This is a genomic window from Fusobacterium sp. DD2, assembly GCF_018205345.1.
In the GTDB taxonomy this organism is placed as follows: domain Bacteria; phylum Fusobacteriota; class Fusobacteriia; order Fusobacteriales; family Fusobacteriaceae; genus Fusobacterium_A.
The window spans coordinates 13,722-28,370 of record NZ_JADRHM010000004.1 but is presented as its reverse complement, the minus strand read 5'-3'; the positions used below and the strand labels follow the sequence as shown (position 1 = coordinate 28,370).

The following is a 14,649-nucleotide window of genomic DNA, read 5'->3' as shown; positions in this document are numbered from 1 at the left end:
GTGAAACCATCAATAGTAAACAGAATAAAATCAAACTGGACGCTGAAACGTCTAGGTAAAGTGGCAATGACAGTGGCTTTCACACTTGTGATTGCCATTTTTCTTTTAGCCATGCTGGGAACGGTGGTTCAAGCTGCGGGCTTGGTAGATGATACGGTCAATGTGGCAAATGAATACAGCCGATACCCACTTGAAAACTATCAACTGGATTTTTATGTGGATAATAGCTGGGGCTGGCTTCCGTGGAACTGGTCGGACGGGATTGGAAAACAGGTCATGTATGGACTATATGCCATTACCAATTTTATTTGGACAATCAGTTTGTATGTTTCCAATGCGACAGGTTACTTAGTACAGGAAGCCTATTCCTTAGACTGGATAGGCTATACTAAATAGGACAAAAGAATACCGAACATGATATATTAAAAATAATAACATCAGGAGGTATTAAAATGGCGAAACATTATGACGAAGACTTAAAAAAACAATTAGTAAAAATTTATAACCAAGGAAACTATTCATACAGAGCATTAGCATCAGAATATGGATTATCAACATCTACCCTTAGAGACTGGGTAATCAAGTATAATAATACAGGATCATTTAACATAGATGATAATAGAACAGAAGAAGAAAAAGAACTAATTAGACTTCGTAAACAGTTAAAACAGTTGGAAATGGAGAATGATATTTTAAAGCAAGCTGCACTACTGTTAGGCAAAAAATAGACCTCATTATCTCGAATAGAGATAAATATAGCATTAGTGCAATGTCTAGACTACTTGGGGTCACAAGAAGTTTAGTCTACTACCATTTAAACAAAGAAAAAGACAACAGATCAGATGAAGATGAAAAACTAATAGAAGAAATAAAAGAAATATTTAGAAAAAGTAGAAATAACTATGGAACACGCAAAATAAGAAAAGAACTAAGGAAAATAGGTTATAAAATATCAAGAAGAAAAATAGGCCGAATAATGAAGGAAAATGGGCTAGTCTCAAACTATACAGTAGCACAATATAAAGTAGTAAGATTAAAATATAACGAAGAAGACATCCCTAACCTTTTGAACAGAGAATTTGACAATAGAGAATACTTAGAAGCAATAGTAAGCGATCTGACATACGTCAGAGTAGGAAGAACATGGAATTATATATGTTTAATAATAGACTTAAATAACCGTGAAATAATAGGATACTCAGCAGGTCAAAACAAAGATGCAAATCTAGTAGCAGAAGCTTTTTACTCAATAAGGCAACCTCTAAATCGTATAAAAATATTTCACACAGACAGAGGAAGAGAATTTAAAAACATAAAAATAGAAGAAATACTAAACATATTTGGTATAAAAAGATCACTAAGTGAAAAAGGAAGTCCATATGACAACGCAGTAAGCGAAGCAGTCAATAAAGTAATGAAGACAGAATTCATATATCAGGAGAAGTTTAATAATCTCCAAGAACTCAAACTGAAATTAGCAGAATACGTATACTGGTATAATAACCTAAGAATTCACGGATCTCTAGGCTATAAAACACCAGTAGAATATAGAAAAGAAGTATAAAAAGCTCTGGAAGTTTCATAAATTAAATAAAATATATGAACAGATTGTCAAGGGCAAATTTCAAGGAAATTTGGGCGAAGCCTTTACCGTTGATTGTCTGAGAATATATTTTATAATCTCAAGAAACTTTCAAGCTTAATAGTGTTCGGTTATAAATTGTCTAAAAAAGGGTTGCCATTCCAGACTTCATTTCCGCTACAGCAGATTCCATTGGTAAGAATATGCAGACCTTAGCTGGTGTGAGTGCAAACGGATTTTCAACAGAGGGTTTCTATGTTGGATTCCTCTTACTCTTGATTTTGGTTCTTGGGGTTTATGTTGCCTATACGGGACTGATAAAGAGAGAAACCACAAAGGCAATTCATGCCATTATGAATTTTGTGCTGGTGTTTATCCTATCGGCTTCCTTTATTGCCTACGCTCCCGACTACATTAAAAAAATCAATGACTTTTCATCAGACATCAGTAATGCCAGTTTATCACTTGGCACGAAGATTGTCATGCCCCATTCCGATAGTCAAGGCAAGGACAGCGTGGACTTAATCAGAGATAGCCTGTTTTCCATACAGGTTCAGCAACCGTGGCTACTGCTTCAATACAACAGTTCAGACATTGAAAGTATCGGTATTGACCGTGTGGAAAGCCTGCTCTCCACCAGCCCAGATTCCAACAATGGCGAAGACAGAGAAAAAATTGTTGCGGAAGAAATTGAAGACAGAAGCAATACCAATCTAACCATTACAAAGACCATTAACCGTTTAGGTACAGTCTTCTTCCTATTTGTCTTCAATATTGGGATTTCCATATTTGTATTCCTATTAACAGGAATCATGATTTTCTCGCAGGTACTTTTTATCATCTATGCTATGTTTCTGCCTGTGAGCTTTATTTTAAGCATGATTCCATCATTTGATGGTATGTCAAAACGAGCCATAACAAAGCTCTTTAATACCATTTTGACACGAGCTGGAATCACATTGATTATTACGACAGCATTTAGTATTTCAACCATGCTCTATACCTTATCGGCTGGTTATCCGTTCTTTTTGATTGCTTTTCTACAGATTGTGACCTTTGCAGGAATCTACTTCAAGCTGGGCGATTTAATGAGTATGTTTTCTCTACAGAGTAACGATTCTCAAAGTGTGGGAAGTCGTGTGATGAGAAAACCTCGTATGCTTATGCACGCTCACATGCACCGTCTACAGCGGAAACTTGGACGTTCCATGACTACTCTAGGGGCTGGGTCTGCCATTGTTACAGGTAAAAAAGGACAGTCGGGTTCGGGGAGTTCTGCAAGGACACAAGCAGATCACTCCCGACCAGACGGAAAGGAAAAATCAACACTTGGAAAACGTATCGGTCAAACCATCGGTACAGTAGCTGATACCAAAGACAGAATGGTAGACACTGCTAGTGGTTTGAAAGAACAGGTTAAAGATTTGCCGACCAATGCAAGATATGCAGTATATCAAGGAAAATCCAAAGTAAAAGAGAATGTCCGTGATTTAACCAGTAGTATTTCTCAAACCAAAGCGGACAGAGCCAGTGGACGCAAGGAACAGCAGGAACAAAGGCGAAAAACCATTGCGAAGCGTCGCTCTGAAATGGAACAGGTCAAACAGAAAAAACAGCCTGCTTCTTCTGTTCATGAAAGACCGACTACAAGACAAGAACAATATCATGATGAACAGACCTCAAAACAGTCTAATATTCAGACTTCATATAAGGAATCTCAACAAGCCAAACAAGAGCGTCCAGCAGTTAAGTCCGATTTTTCAAGTCCAAAAGTGGAACGCCAAGGCAATACCGTTCAAGAAAAAACCGTTCAAAAGCCAGCAACTTCAACCACTACAGCAGATAGAACTTCACAACGTCCAATCACAAAAGAACGTCCGTCTACTGTTCAAAGAGTACCACTACAAAATACAAGAAGTAGACCACCAATCAAAACCGCCACCATTAAGAAAGTCGGTAAGAAACCATGAAGTTGAAAACTTTAGTGATTGGTGGTTCTGGATTATTCTTGATGGTCTTCTCACTGCTTCTGTTTGTTGCCATTTTATTTTCAGATGAACAGGACAGCGGAATTTCCAATATTCATTATGGAGGTGTGAATGTTTCCGCAGAAGTGCTGGCTCATAAGCCTATGGTAGAAAAATATGCCAAAGAATATGGCGTTGAAGAATATGTCAACATACTTCTTGCGATTATACAGGTGGAATCGGGCGGTACTGCGGAAGATGTTATGCAGTCCTCGGAATCCCTCGGTCTTCCACCTAATTCATTGAGTACAGAAGAATCCATTAAGCAAGGTGTGAAGTATTTCAGTGAATTATTAGCCAGTAGCGAAAGGCTCAGTGTAGATTTAGAATCGGTTATCCAGTCCTACAATTATGGTGGTGGTTTCTTAGGGTATGTGGCTAATCGTGGAAATAAATATACCTTTGAACTGGCTCAAAGTTTCTCAAAAGAGTATTCAGGTGGCGAAAAAGTGTCTTACCCCAATCCCATAGCCATACCTATCAATGGGGGCTGGCGATACAACTATGGCAATATGTTTTATGTGCAACTGGTAACGCAGTATCTTGTCACAACAGAGTTTGATGATGATACGGTACAAGCCATCATGGACGAAGCACTGAAATATGAGGGCTGGCGATACGTTTACGGTGGAGCTTCCCCGACTACTTCTTTTGATTGTAGCGGACTGACACAATGGACGTATGGAAAAGCTGGAATTAACTTACCACGAACCGCACAACAGCAATATGATGTGACCCAGCATATCCCACTATCGGAAGCACAAGCTGGCGATTTGGTTTTCTTTCATTCTACCTATAACGCTGGCTCTTATATTACTCATGTTGGGATATACCTTGGCAATAACCGTATGTTTCATGCAGGCGACCCAATCGGTTATGCCGACTTAACAAGCCCCTACTGGCAACAGCATTTAGTGGGAGCAGGACGAATCAAACAATGAGAAAGGAAGATTTAATGATGAAATTTAGAAAAAATCAGAATAAAGAAAAACAGATACCAAAGGAAAAGAAACCTCGTGTCTATAAGGTCAATCCTCATAAAAAGGTTGTGATTGCCTTGTGGGTACTTTTAGGGCTTAGTTTCAGCTTTGCGATATTCAAGCACTTTACAGCTATAGATACTCATACTATTCACGAAACAACTATCATAGAAAAGGAATACGTTGATACTCATCATGTAGAAAATTTTGTAGAGAACTTTGCGAAAGTCTACTATTCATGGGAGCAATCCGATAAGTCCATTGATAATCGAATGGAAAGTCTAAAAGGCTATCTGACAGATGAACTTCAAGCTCTCAATGTTGATACAGTACGCAAAGATATTCCTGTATCGTCTTCTGTAAGAGGATTTCAGATATGGACGGTAGAGCCAACTGGCGACAATGAGTTTAATGTAACCTACAGTGTAGACCAGCTCATTACAGAGGGAGAAAATACAAAGACCGTCCACTCTGCTTATATAGTGAGTGTCTATGTAGATGGTTCTGGAAATATGGTACTGGTTAAGAATCCGACCATTACCAACATACCTAAGAAATCAAGTTATAAACCAAAAGCCATTGAAAGTGAGGGGACGGTTGATTCCATTACAACCAATGAAATCAATGAGTTTTTAACGACGTTCTTCAAGCTCTATCCTACAGCGACAGCCAGTGAACTTTCCTACTATGTGAATGACGGGATATTAAAACCAATCGGAAAAGAGTACATCTTTCAAGAACTGGTAAATCCTATTCACAATCGTAAGGATAATCAAGTCACGGTATCGCTGACAGTGGAGTATATCGACCAGCAGACCAAAGCAACGCAGGTATCTCAATTTGATTTGGTACTTGAAAAGAACGGGAGTAATTGGAAGATTATAGAATAACAAATATTGGTACATTATTACAGCTATTTTGTAATCACGTACTCTCTTTGATAAAAAATTGGAGATTCCTTTACAAATATGCTCTTACGTGCTATTATTTAAGTATCTATTTAAAAGGAGTTAATAAATATGCGACAAGGTATTCTTAAATAAACTGTCAATTTGATAGTGGGAATAAATAATTGGATGTCCTTTTTTAGGAGGGCTTAGTTTTTTGTACCCAGTTTAAGAATACCTTTATCATGTGATTCTAAAGTATCCGGAGAATATCTGTATGCTTTGTATGCCTATGGTTATGCATAAAAATCCCAGTGATAAGAGTATTTATCACTGGGATTTTTATGCCCTTTTGGGCTTTTGAATGGAGGAAAATCACATGAAAATTATTAATATTGGAGTTTTAGCTCATGTTGATGCGGGAAAAACTACCTTAACAGAAAGCTTATTATATAACAGTGGAGCGATTACAGAATTAGGAAGCGTGGACAAAGGTACAACGAGGACGGATAATACGCTTTTAGAACGTCAGAGAGGAATTACAATTCAGACAGGAATAACCTCTTTTCAGTGGGAAAATACGAAGGTGAACATCATAGACACGCCAGGACATATGGATTTCTTAGCAGAAGTATATCGTTCATTATCAGTTTTAGATGGGGCAATTCTACTGATTTCTGCAAAAGATGGCGTACAAGCACAAACTCGTATATTATTTCATGCACTTAGGAAAATGGGGATTCCCACAATCTTTTTTATCAATAAGATTGACCAAAATGGAATTGATTTATCAACGGTTTATCAGGATATTAAAGAGAAACTTTCTGCCGAAATTGTAATCAAACAGAAGGTAGAACTGTATCCTAATATGTGTGTGACGAACTTTACCGAATCTGAACAATGGGATACGGTAATAGAGGGAAACGATGACCTTTTAGAGAAATATATGTCCGGTAAATCATTAGAAGCATTGGAACTCGAACAAGAGGAAAGCATAAGATTTCAGAATTGTTCCCTGTTCCCTGTTTATCACGGAAGTGCAAAAAACAATATAGGGATTGATAACCTTATAGAAGTGATTACGAATAAATTTTATTCATCAACACATCGAGGTCAGTCTGAACTTTGCGGAAATGTTTTCAAAATTGAATATACAAAAAAAAGACAACGTCTTGCATATATACGTCTTTATAGTGGCGTACTGCATTTGCGAGATTCGGTTAGAATATCGGAAAAGGAAAAAATAAAAATTACAGAAATGTATACTTCAATAAATGGTGAATTATGTAAAATCGATAAGGCTTATTCCGGGGAAATTGTTATTTTGCAGAATGAGTTTTTGAAGTTAAATAGTGTTCTTGGAGATACAAAGCTATTGCCACAGAGAGAGAGAATTGAAAATCCCCTCCCTCTGCTGCAAACGACTGTTGAACCGAGCAAACCTCAACAAAGGGAAATGTTGCTTGATGCCCTTTTGGAAATCTCAGATAGTGATCCGCTTCTACGATATTACGTGGATTCTACGACACATGAAATTATACTTTCTTTCTTAGGGAAAGTACAAATGGAAGTGATTAGTGCACTGTTGCAAGAAAAGTATCATGTGGAGATAGAACTAAAAGAGCCTACAGTCATTTATATGGAGAGACCGTTAAAAAATGCAGAATATACCATTCACATCGAAGTGCCGCCAAATCCTTTCTGGGCTTCCATTGGTTTATCTGTATCACCGCTTCCATTAGGGAGCGGAGTGCAGTATGAGAGCTCGGTTTCTCTTGGATACTTAAATCAATCGTTTCAAAATGCAGTTATGGAGGGGATACGCTATGGCTGTGAACAAGGATTGTATGGTTGGAATGTGACGGACTGTAAAATCTGTTTTAAGTATGGCTTATACTATAGCCCTGTTAGTACCCCAGCAGATTTTCGGATGCTTGCTCCTATTGTATTGAAACAAGTCTTAAAAAAAGCTGGAACAGAATTGTTAGAGCCATATCTTAGTTTTAAAATTTATGCGCCACAGGAATATCTTTCACGAGCATACAACGATGCTCCTAAATATTGTGCGAACATCGTAGACACTCAATTGAAAAATAATGAGGTCATTCTTAGTGGAGAAATCCCTGCTCGGTGTATTCAAGAATATCGTAGTGATTTAACTTTCTTTACAAATGGACGTAGTGTTTGTTTAACAGAGTTAAAAGGGTACCATGTTACTACCGGTGAACCTGTTTGCCAGCCCCGTCGTCCAAATAGTCGGATAGATAAAGTACGATATATGTTCAATAAAATAACTTAGTGTATTTTATGTTGTTATATAAATATGGTTTCTTGTTAAATAAGATGAAATATTTTTTAATAAAGATTTGAATTAAAGTGTAAAGGAGGAGATAGTTATTATAAACTACAAGTGGATATTGTGTCCTGTATGTGGAAATAAAACACGATTAAAGATAAGGGAAGATACTGAATTAAAAAAATTCCCCCTCTATTGTCCGAAATGCAGACAAGAAAATTTAATTGAAATAAAGCAGTTCAAAGTAACTGTGATTACAGAGCCAGACGCAAAGACGCAGAGCCGATAAAATGAGATTAATACAATCTCATTTTATCGGCTCTTTCCGTTATGTATGGATTCTTTTAATTAGTCTTCGATGTTTCTTGCTTCGTTGATACCGCTGGCTAAAGATTCCATTAAGGATAGTTCTTTGTCTGTAAAGCTATCCATGTATTTCTCTATCTGTAATCGTCGGGTGCTTTTTACCAAGTTATTAGCAGGTAAGAAAAATTCATCAACGGAAACATGAAGTAACGATACAAGGTCATAAAGAACTTGTATGCTGGGGTGTTGCCCTTTATTTTCAATATTAGTTAAGTACCGTGGGTCAATTTCAATCAATGCTCCCACTTGTTCACGAGTTAAACCTCGTTTCAATCGAGCTTCTTTAATGGCTAAACCAAAGGCTCTAAAATCATATTTATCTTCTTTTTTACGCATAGTAGACCACCTCTATACATTTTATTGTTCCTACTGAATTAAAAACAGGTATAGAAAAACGTGTTATATGGTTTATAGGTTTATATTTAATAAAAAGCACTACTAAACGCCAATAAAAAAAACCGTTATATGGTAGTGCTATTTACGCTGTTAAAATATTGTATATTACTTCCAAATGGCGGTTTGTTGGAGGTCAACGTCGCCATGAAGTACATCATATACAATAAATTTCCTTACATTGGGTTCTTGTCAAAAAAAGTCGTCTATCTGCAATAGATAAGTACGTCCACCAATGTGGTTTTATAAATCATATAGATAGAATAACAGAAGCATGTAAACAGAGAAATAAATCTGTTTATATGCTTTTTTGGCTATTCAGAACTTTTTTACAAAGTTTATTTATCAGTAATGCAACAAATCCCCCTTTCACATTGGGACTAAGAGTGAAAGGAGATAAACGAGCAAGGCTCACTTCCTTTCCTAGACAGAAAGGGGGTGAGAAACATGAAACCATCTTCTTTTCAGACCACAATAGAAAATCAGTTTGACTATATCTGTAAACGTGCTATGGAAGACGAGCGAAAGAATTATATGCTTTATCTTTCAAGGATTGCAAAGCGTGAGGTGTCCTTTTCGGATGTTGGCGATTATCTTGTTAGCCAGTTTGCGACAACAGATAACTATTCAACTGACTTTCAGATTTTTACACTCAATGGGTTATCAGTAGGCGTTGAAAATGATTTGTTGAGTGAAGCATTACGTGAGTTGCCAGACAAGAAACGTGAAATTCTACTGCTGTTTTACTTTATGGACATGAGCGATTCAGAAATTGCAGACCTGTTGAAATTGAACCGTTCTACTGTCTATCGGCATAGAACCAGTGGACTAGCCTTAATTAAAAAGTTTATGGAGGAATTTGAAGAATGAAAACACAATATCCTATGATTCCCTTTCCTCTCATTGTAAAGGCAACAGATGGCGATACCGAAGCGATTAACCAGATTCTACATCATTACAGAGGGTACATAACGAAGCGTTCCCTACGACTTATGAAAGATGAATATGGCAATCAAAGTATGGTCGTTGATGAAGTCTTACGTGGAAGAATGGAAACCAGACTGATTACAAAGATTTTGTCATTTGAAATTAAGTAATATCCTCTCTCCTTTCGTGGAAGCGTGCTAAACCATTCCACGCTTCCCGAACAGGGAGGTTTGTTATTCCACCAAAGCATATTGAGCTTTCAATGTGTTTTGATAGGCTAACGAGCCATTGTTCTTTGAAAACTGAATAAAAGTAATCGAATACGTTTCGATAAGAAAAGAGCCAACGGAACTAACCGCCATGACCTATCTTATAAAGATAGCGAGCGATTCATGTTAGTGATCCGAGAAGCAATCTTTAGCAGGATTGCCTGCAACGACATTCTTATCGTGATAATGATACTCCCATACAGTCAATAGTCCGAGCGTGATAAAACCGTCGCAGGCAATGAGTATGGCTACATGAGAACCATGCAGGGGTGGAACTCCCGTGAGCTTTGCTAAAGCTGTTCGATTGCTGGTAAAACAACTTTTATGAAATCCAAATAAGTGATTTGGAAAGGAGGATTTTATGAAGCAGACTGACATTCCTATTTGGGAACGTTATACCCTAACCATTGAAGAAGCGTCAAAATATTTTCGTATTGGCGAAAACAAGCTACGACGCTTGGCAGAGGAAAATAAAAATGCAAATTGGCTGATTATGAATGGCAATCGTATTCAGATTAAACGAAAACAATTTGAAAAAATTATAGATACATTGGACGCAATCTAGCGTCGCCAAAGGGTCTTGTATATGATAAAATAGTATTAAGTCGTATCAAGGCTCTTTCCATAAAGGAAAGGAGCAAATGCCATGTCAGAAAAAAGACGTGACAATAAAGGTCGAATCTTAAAGACTGGAGAGAGCCAACGAAAAGACGGAAGATACTTATACAAATATATAGATTCATTTGGAGAACCGCAATTTGTTTACTCGTGGAAACTTGTGGCTACAGACCGAGTACCAGCAGGAAAGCGTGATTGTATCTCACTTAGAGAGAAAATCGCAGAGTTACAGAAAGACATTCATGATGGTATTGATGTTGTAGGAAAGAAAATGACACTCTGCCAGCTTTACGCAAAACAGAACGCTCAAAGACCAAAGGTTAGAAAAAACACTGAAACTGGACGCAAATATCTTATGGATATTTTGAAGAAAGACAAGTTAGGTGTAAGAAGTATTGACAGTATTAAGCCATCAGACGCTAAAGAATGGGCTATTAGAATGAGTGAAAATGGTTATGCTTATCAAACCATCAATAACTACAAACGTTCTTTAAAGGCTTCATTCTATATTGCTATACAAGATGATTGTGTTCGGAAGAATCCATTTGACTTTCAACTGAAAGCAGTTCTTGATGATGATACTGTCCCTAAGACCGTACTAACAGAAGAACAGGAAGAAAAACTGTTAGCCTTTGCAAAAGCTGATAAAACCTACAGCAAAAATTATGATGAAATTCTGATACTCTTAAAAACAGGTCTTCGTATTTCAGAGTTTGGTGGTTTGACACTTCCAGATTTAGATTTTGAGAATCGTCTTGTCAATATAGACCATCAGCTATTGAGAGATACTGAAATTGGGTACTACATTGAAACACCAAAGACCAAAAGTGGCGAACGTCAAGTTCCTATGGTTGAAGAAGCCTATCAAGCATTTAAGCGAGTGTTAGCGAATCGAAAGAATGATAAGCGTGTTGAGATTGATGGATATAGTGATTTCCTCTTTCTTAATAGAAAGAACTATCCAAAAGTGGCAAGTGATTACAACGGCATGATGAAAGGTCTTGTTAAGAAATACAATAAGTATAACGAGGATAAATTGCCACACATCACTCCACATAGTTTGCGACATACATTCTGTACCAACTATGCAAATGCAGGAATGAATCCAAAGGCATTACAGTACATTATGGGACATGCTAATATAGCCATGACGCTGAACTATTACGCACATGCAACATTCGATTCTGCAATGGCAGAAATGAAACGCTTGAATAAAGAGAAGCAACAGGAGCGTCTTGTTGCTTAGTAGTACAAATGAATTTACTACTTATTTACCACTTCTGACAGCTAAGACATGAGGAAATATGCAAAGAAACGTGAAGTATCTTCCTACAGTAAAAATACTCGAAAGCACATAGAATAAGGCTTTACGAGCATTTAAGAAAATATAAAAAGATAATTAGAAATTTATACTTTGTTTATTGCTAAAAATATCATAATACTCTCTACACTCATCTAATGCATCATAAAGACCATATAACTCATTTGTTTTCTTTAAACATCTAGCACATCTACATCCATCAAAACATGCAATCGCTTCATACGTATTTCCATCACAATAATGTACAGCATTTCTTGTGGTGTATAATAAATCTTTCGCAACACTAAATTCAATTTTCCCTTCATCATACAACTCTAATACCTTTTTAGACACTGAATTTAATCCATGCCCAATACTATGACAACTCATATTTTTAGCTCCTTTTTTTTATTATCACTAATCTAAATATATCATATTTTTTTATTTTACTACAATGCTTTATTATAAACCTACTAACTGATTTTGTAATAATGTAATCAAATTTGCCTTATAATCCATCTACAATCATTTTTTTATAGCTTGTTCTTCCATTCTTTATTAACCCACTTCTTCCAACATCGTGATACACTTCAGCTAAATCGATTTCTATTACTTTGTTAGAAAGTTCTTTAAAATATGCAATTTGACTATTGTAAATGATAATCTAAAAGTGGTCCACTAATAGGCAATTTATAGCCGAAAAATGGTCCACTTGTTTTAAATTTAATTACCATATGCAATAATGCATATGGAGGTATAGGAGTGAAAAATTTAATGGACAAACATTCGATTATCAAATTAAAAAATGAGGGTTACTCTAATCGTGAGGTTGCAAAACTTCTTTCAATTAACAGAAAGACCGTCGCTAAATATTGGGACGAGTATGTAGAGTGCATAGAGAAATTAGAGGATTGTAGTGCTGACCAAGGGTTTTTGCAAGAACAGATTGCTTCAGCACCTAAGTACGATTCTTCTAATAGAAAGAAAACTAAATATACAAAAGAGATTGATGCCTTTCTAGATCAAATTCTTGAAGGTGAGATAAAGAAAGATATTGACCTAAAAAGTCATAAGCAAGCTTTAAGTGTTGTACAAATCCATCAAATGATAGTAGATGCAGGCTTTGACATTTCGTATCCTTCCATAGCTGTATATGTTAGAGAAAAAAGAAAGAAAAACAAAGAGTGTTTTATCAAACAAGATTATGACTATGGAGATAGGCTTGAATATGATTTTGGAGAAGTTAAGCTGAAGATAGATGGAAGACTTGAAAAACTAAGCCTTGCTGTTCTATCTTCTCCTGCATCAAATTTTAGATGGGTCTATCTATATACAAACCAAGGGTCAGATGTATTTTTTGATTCACAAGTAAGATTTTTTGAAATGCTTGGTGGAATGTACAGAGAAGTAGTCTATGACAACATGAAAAATGTTGTTTCTAGATTTATTGGCAAGGGAGAAAAGGAACTAAACTCCAAACTCTTAGCATTTGCCAACTACTACGGCTTTAATATCAACACTACAAATTGCTTTAAAGGCAACGAAAAAGGCCATGTAGAAGGAAGTGTAAGAATAATAAGGAAAAATGTATTTGCTCTAAAATATGAATTTAAAAGTCTAGATGAAGCAAGAAAGTATCTAGAAGAAAAACTGATTGAAATAAATAAAAACTCAAAAATAGAAGAAGAAAAAGAAAAACTTCTTCCCCTAAGACCAAAATATGAACTAGCAAAGATAACAAAACAAAAAGTAGACTCATATGGACTTGTACAAGTAGAAAACAATAAGTATTCAGTCTATGACTATCTAGTAGGAAAAATAGTAACCATAAGAACATATGCAGAAGAAGTAAAGATATACTATGAAGAAAATCTAATTGCAAGCCATAAAAAGAAAGATGGCGCTGGTGAAACAAGTATTGATATCAGACATTACCTAGATTCACTAGCAAGAAAGCCAGGAGCAATTAGAAATTCACTAGCACTAAAAGAAGTCCCTGCTTTAAAAACCATCTTTGATAACCATTTTACCAAAGAACCAAAGAAATTTGTAGAAATAATTAAAATAAACCAAGAAAAAACTACAGATGAATTAATAGATATATTTAAAAACTACATCGAGTTTGGAAAAGAGACCCTTCCCAAGGATGTAATAAAAGAAAAAGAAAATACAAATAACCTAGAAATACAAACAAGAAAAATAATATCAATGTATGACAGCTTGTGCATAGGAGGCCCACATGAACATAAAAGAAGCATCTAAAACACTAAAACTATCATATCTAAGAGAAAACCATGAAGAAATACTAGAAGAAGCAAAAAACTTAAAACTAACAAATAGAGAATTTCTAGAACTATACCTAGAAAGAGAATTAGAAAGAAGACAAAACAACGGCATAACAAGAAGAATAAAAAACGCAAAATTTACAAACAAAAAGTTCATAGAAGACTTTGACAAAAGCAAATACTCATTAGAAATAAACAACAAATTTGAATACCTAGAAAAATTAAAATTCATAGACAACAAAGAAAATATAATCCTAATAGGAACACCAGGATGTGGAAAAACACACTATGCCACAGCCCTAGGGATAAGAGCCTGCATGAATGAAAAATCAGTTCTCTTTACATCAGTACCAAACCTAGTAATAGAACTACAAGAAGCAATGAGTAAAAGTCAAATAACAAACTACAAAAAGAGATTTGAAAAATATGACCTAGTAATCTTAGACGAACTAGGATATGTATCCTTTGATAAAACAGGCTGTGAAATACTCTTTAACCTACTATCATCAAGAAATGATAAAGGATCAATAATAGTAACAACCAACCTAGACTTCAATAGATGGGAAGAAATATTTAAAGATCCAATGCTAACAGGAGCAATGGTAGATAGACTAGCCCATAGGGCCCATATAATGGACATGTCTAGAGAGATAAGTTATAGAATGGAAGACACCATATCATGGTCTAAAGAAATATTATAAGAAAGTGGACCAGTTTTC

Annotated in this window: 15 protein-coding genes and 2 pseudogenes; 14 read left to right on the top strand and 3 right to left on the bottom strand. The window is 35.9% G+C overall.

Features of this window, described 5'->3' with window-relative positions; translation table 11 throughout:
• From IX290_RS01170 to IX290_RS01135, 8 genes and pseudogenes are all read left to right on the top strand, one after another.
• A pseudogene (locus IX290_RS01170) lies at window positions 1–381 on the top strand (hypothetical protein); the annotation flags it as partial.
• Window positions 382–452: 71 nt separating this feature from the next.
• A protein-coding gene (locus tag IX290_RS01165) for an IS3 family transposase (RefSeq protein WP_249168796.1) occupies window positions 453–1,564 on the top strand; the annotation gives its coding sequence in 2 pieces (ribosomal slippage) (window positions 453–717 and window positions 717–1,564; 1,113 coding nt in all).
• A gap of 182 nt (window positions 1,565–1,746) precedes the next feature.
• Window positions 1,747–3,552 (top strand): annotated as a pseudogene (locus tag IX290_RS01160) (YtxH domain-containing protein); the annotation flags it as partial.
• Window positions 3,549–4,550 (top strand): bifunctional lysozyme/C40 family peptidase, encoded by a 1,002-nt coding sequence (locus IX290_RS01155; protein ID WP_000769868.1) that lies wholly within the window; start codon window positions 3,549–3,551, stop codon window positions 4,548–4,550. The pseudogene IX290_RS01160 and the gene IX290_RS01155, both read left to right, overlap by 4 nt.
• Complete coding sequence (locus IX290_RS01150) at window positions 4,547–5,479, top strand: conjugal transfer protein (protein WP_001224318.1); 933 nt, start codon at window positions 4,547–4,549, stop codon at window positions 5,477–5,479. The genes IX290_RS01155 and IX290_RS01150 overlap by 4 nt, the downstream gene beginning before the upstream one ends.
• Window positions 5,480–5,723: 244 nt before the next feature.
• Entirely contained in the window at window positions 5,724–5,840 is a 117-nt protein-coding gene (locus tag IX290_RS01145) for a tetracycline resistance determinant leader peptide (protein WP_001814923.1), read from the top strand.
• Window positions 5,841–5,855: 15 nt separating this feature from the next.
• Window positions 5,856–7,775, top strand: a complete 1,920-nt coding sequence (tet(M), locus tag IX290_RS01140) for a tetracycline resistance ribosomal protection protein Tet(M) (RefSeq protein ID WP_211491376.1) — start codon at window positions 5,856–5,858, stop codon at window positions 7,773–7,775.
• Between the two features lie 118 nt (window positions 7,776–7,893).
• Window positions 7,894–8,061, top strand: a complete 168-nt coding sequence (locus tag IX290_RS01135; protein ID WP_000336323.1) for a cysteine-rich KTR domain-containing protein — start codon at window positions 7,894–7,896, stop codon at window positions 8,059–8,061.
• 59 nt (window positions 8,062–8,120) lie between these two features.
• Here the strand turns inward: IX290_RS01135 and IX290_RS01130 are convergent, their stop codons facing one another.
• Complete coding sequence (locus tag IX290_RS01130) at window positions 8,121–8,474, bottom strand: helix-turn-helix transcriptional regulator (RefSeq protein ID WP_001227347.1); 354 nt, start codon at window positions 8,472–8,474, stop codon at window positions 8,121–8,123.
• Between the two features lie 504 nt (window positions 8,475–8,978).
• Here IX290_RS01130 and IX290_RS01125 point away from each other — a divergent pair.
• Together IX290_RS01125 and IX290_RS01120 are read left to right on the top strand one after the other, a co-directional pair.
• Entirely contained in the window at window positions 8,979–9,401 is a 423-nt protein-coding gene (locus IX290_RS01125; protein WP_000804885.1) for a sigma-70 family RNA polymerase sigma factor, read from the top strand.
• Window positions 9,398–9,628, top strand: a complete 231-nt coding sequence (locus IX290_RS01120; protein WP_000857133.1) for a helix-turn-helix domain-containing protein — start codon at window positions 9,398–9,400, stop codon at window positions 9,626–9,628. Before IX290_RS01125 ends, IX290_RS01120 begins: the two co-directional genes overlap by 4 nt.
• Window positions 9,629–9,853: 225 nt before the next feature.
• Here the strand turns inward: IX290_RS01120 and IX290_RS11725 are convergent, their stop codons facing one another.
• Window positions 9,854–10,105, bottom strand: coding sequence for a hypothetical protein (locus tag IX290_RS11725; protein ID WP_001845478.1), 252 nt, complete (start codon window positions 10,103–10,105; stop codon window positions 9,854–9,856).
• Between IX290_RS11725 and IX290_RS01115 the strand changes: the two genes are divergently transcribed.
• Both IX290_RS01115 and IX290_RS01110 read left to right on the top strand, forming a co-directional pair.
• Complete coding sequence (locus tag IX290_RS01115; protein ID WP_000814511.1) at window positions 10,089–10,292, top strand: excisionase; 204 nt, start codon at window positions 10,089–10,091, stop codon at window positions 10,290–10,292. The genes IX290_RS11725 and IX290_RS01115 overlap by 17 nt on opposite strands.
• Window positions 10,293–10,373: 81 nt before the next feature.
• A complete protein-coding gene (locus tag IX290_RS01110; protein ID WP_001291561.1) occupies window positions 10,374–11,591 on the top strand; it encodes a tyrosine-type recombinase/integrase in 1,218 nt (405 codons plus the stop codon).
• Window positions 11,592–11,744: 153 nt separating this feature from the next.
• On the opposite strand, the gene IX290_RS01105 is transcribed toward IX290_RS01110, so the two are convergent.
• Window positions 11,745–12,035 (bottom strand): hypothetical protein, encoded by a 291-nt coding sequence (locus tag IX290_RS01105; RefSeq protein ID WP_223246811.1) that lies wholly within the window; start codon window positions 12,033–12,035, stop codon window positions 11,745–11,747.
• Between the two features lie 372 nt (window positions 12,036–12,407).
• On the opposite strand from IX290_RS01105, the gene istA reads away from it, so the two are divergent.
• Both istA and istB read left to right on the top strand, forming a co-directional pair.
• Entirely contained in the window at window positions 12,408–13,907 is a 1,500-nt protein-coding gene (gene istA / locus IX290_RS01100) for an IS21 family transposase (protein ID WP_211491375.1), read from the top strand.
• Window positions 13,885–14,631 (top strand): IS21-like element helper ATPase IstB, encoded by a 747-nt coding sequence (istB, locus tag IX290_RS01095; protein WP_211491374.1) that lies wholly within the window; start codon window positions 13,885–13,887, stop codon window positions 14,629–14,631. Before istA ends, istB begins: the two co-directional genes overlap by 23 nt.
• The last annotated feature ends 18 nt before the right edge of the window (window positions 14,632–14,649 follow it).

What these genes read in the sequence shown, in the direction of transcription:
- IX290_RS01155 (WP_000769868.1), top strand. Translation starts at nt 3,549, where the DNA reads ATGAAGTTGAAAACTTTAGTGATTGGTGGTTCTGGATTATTCTTGATG.
- IX290_RS01150 (WP_001224318.1), top strand. Translation starts at nt 4,547, where the DNA reads ATGAGAAAGGAAGATTTAATGATGAAATTTAGAAAAAATCAGAATAAA.
- IX290_RS01130 (WP_001227347.1), bottom strand. Translation starts at nt 8,474, where the DNA reads ATGCGTAAAAAAGAAGATAAATATGATTTTAGAGCCTTTGGTTTAGCC.
- IX290_RS01125 (WP_000804885.1), top strand. Translation starts at nt 8,979, where the DNA reads ATGAAACCATCTTCTTTTCAGACCACAATAGAAAATCAGTTTGACTAT.
- IX290_RS01120 (WP_000857133.1), top strand. Translation starts at nt 9,398, where the DNA reads ATGAAAACACAATATCCTATGATTCCCTTTCCTCTCATTGTAAAGGCA.
- IX290_RS01115 (WP_000814511.1), top strand. Translation starts at nt 10,089, where the DNA reads ATGAAGCAGACTGACATTCCTATTTGGGAACGTTATACCCTAACCATT.
- IX290_RS11725 (WP_001845478.1), bottom strand. Translation starts at nt 10,105, where the DNA reads ATGTCAGTCTGCTTCATAAAATCCTCCTTTCCAAATCACTTATTTGGA.
- IX290_RS01110 (WP_001291561.1), top strand. Translation starts at nt 10,374, where the DNA reads ATGTCAGAAAAAAGACGTGACAATAAAGGTCGAATCTTAAAGACTGGA.
- IX290_RS01105 (WP_223246811.1), bottom strand. Translation starts at nt 12,035, where the DNA reads ATGAGTTGTCATAGTATTGGGCATGGATTAAATTCAGTGTCTAAAAAG.
- istB (WP_211491374.1), top strand. Translation starts at nt 13,885, where the DNA reads ATGAACATAAAAGAAGCATCTAAAACACTAAAACTATCATATCTAAGA.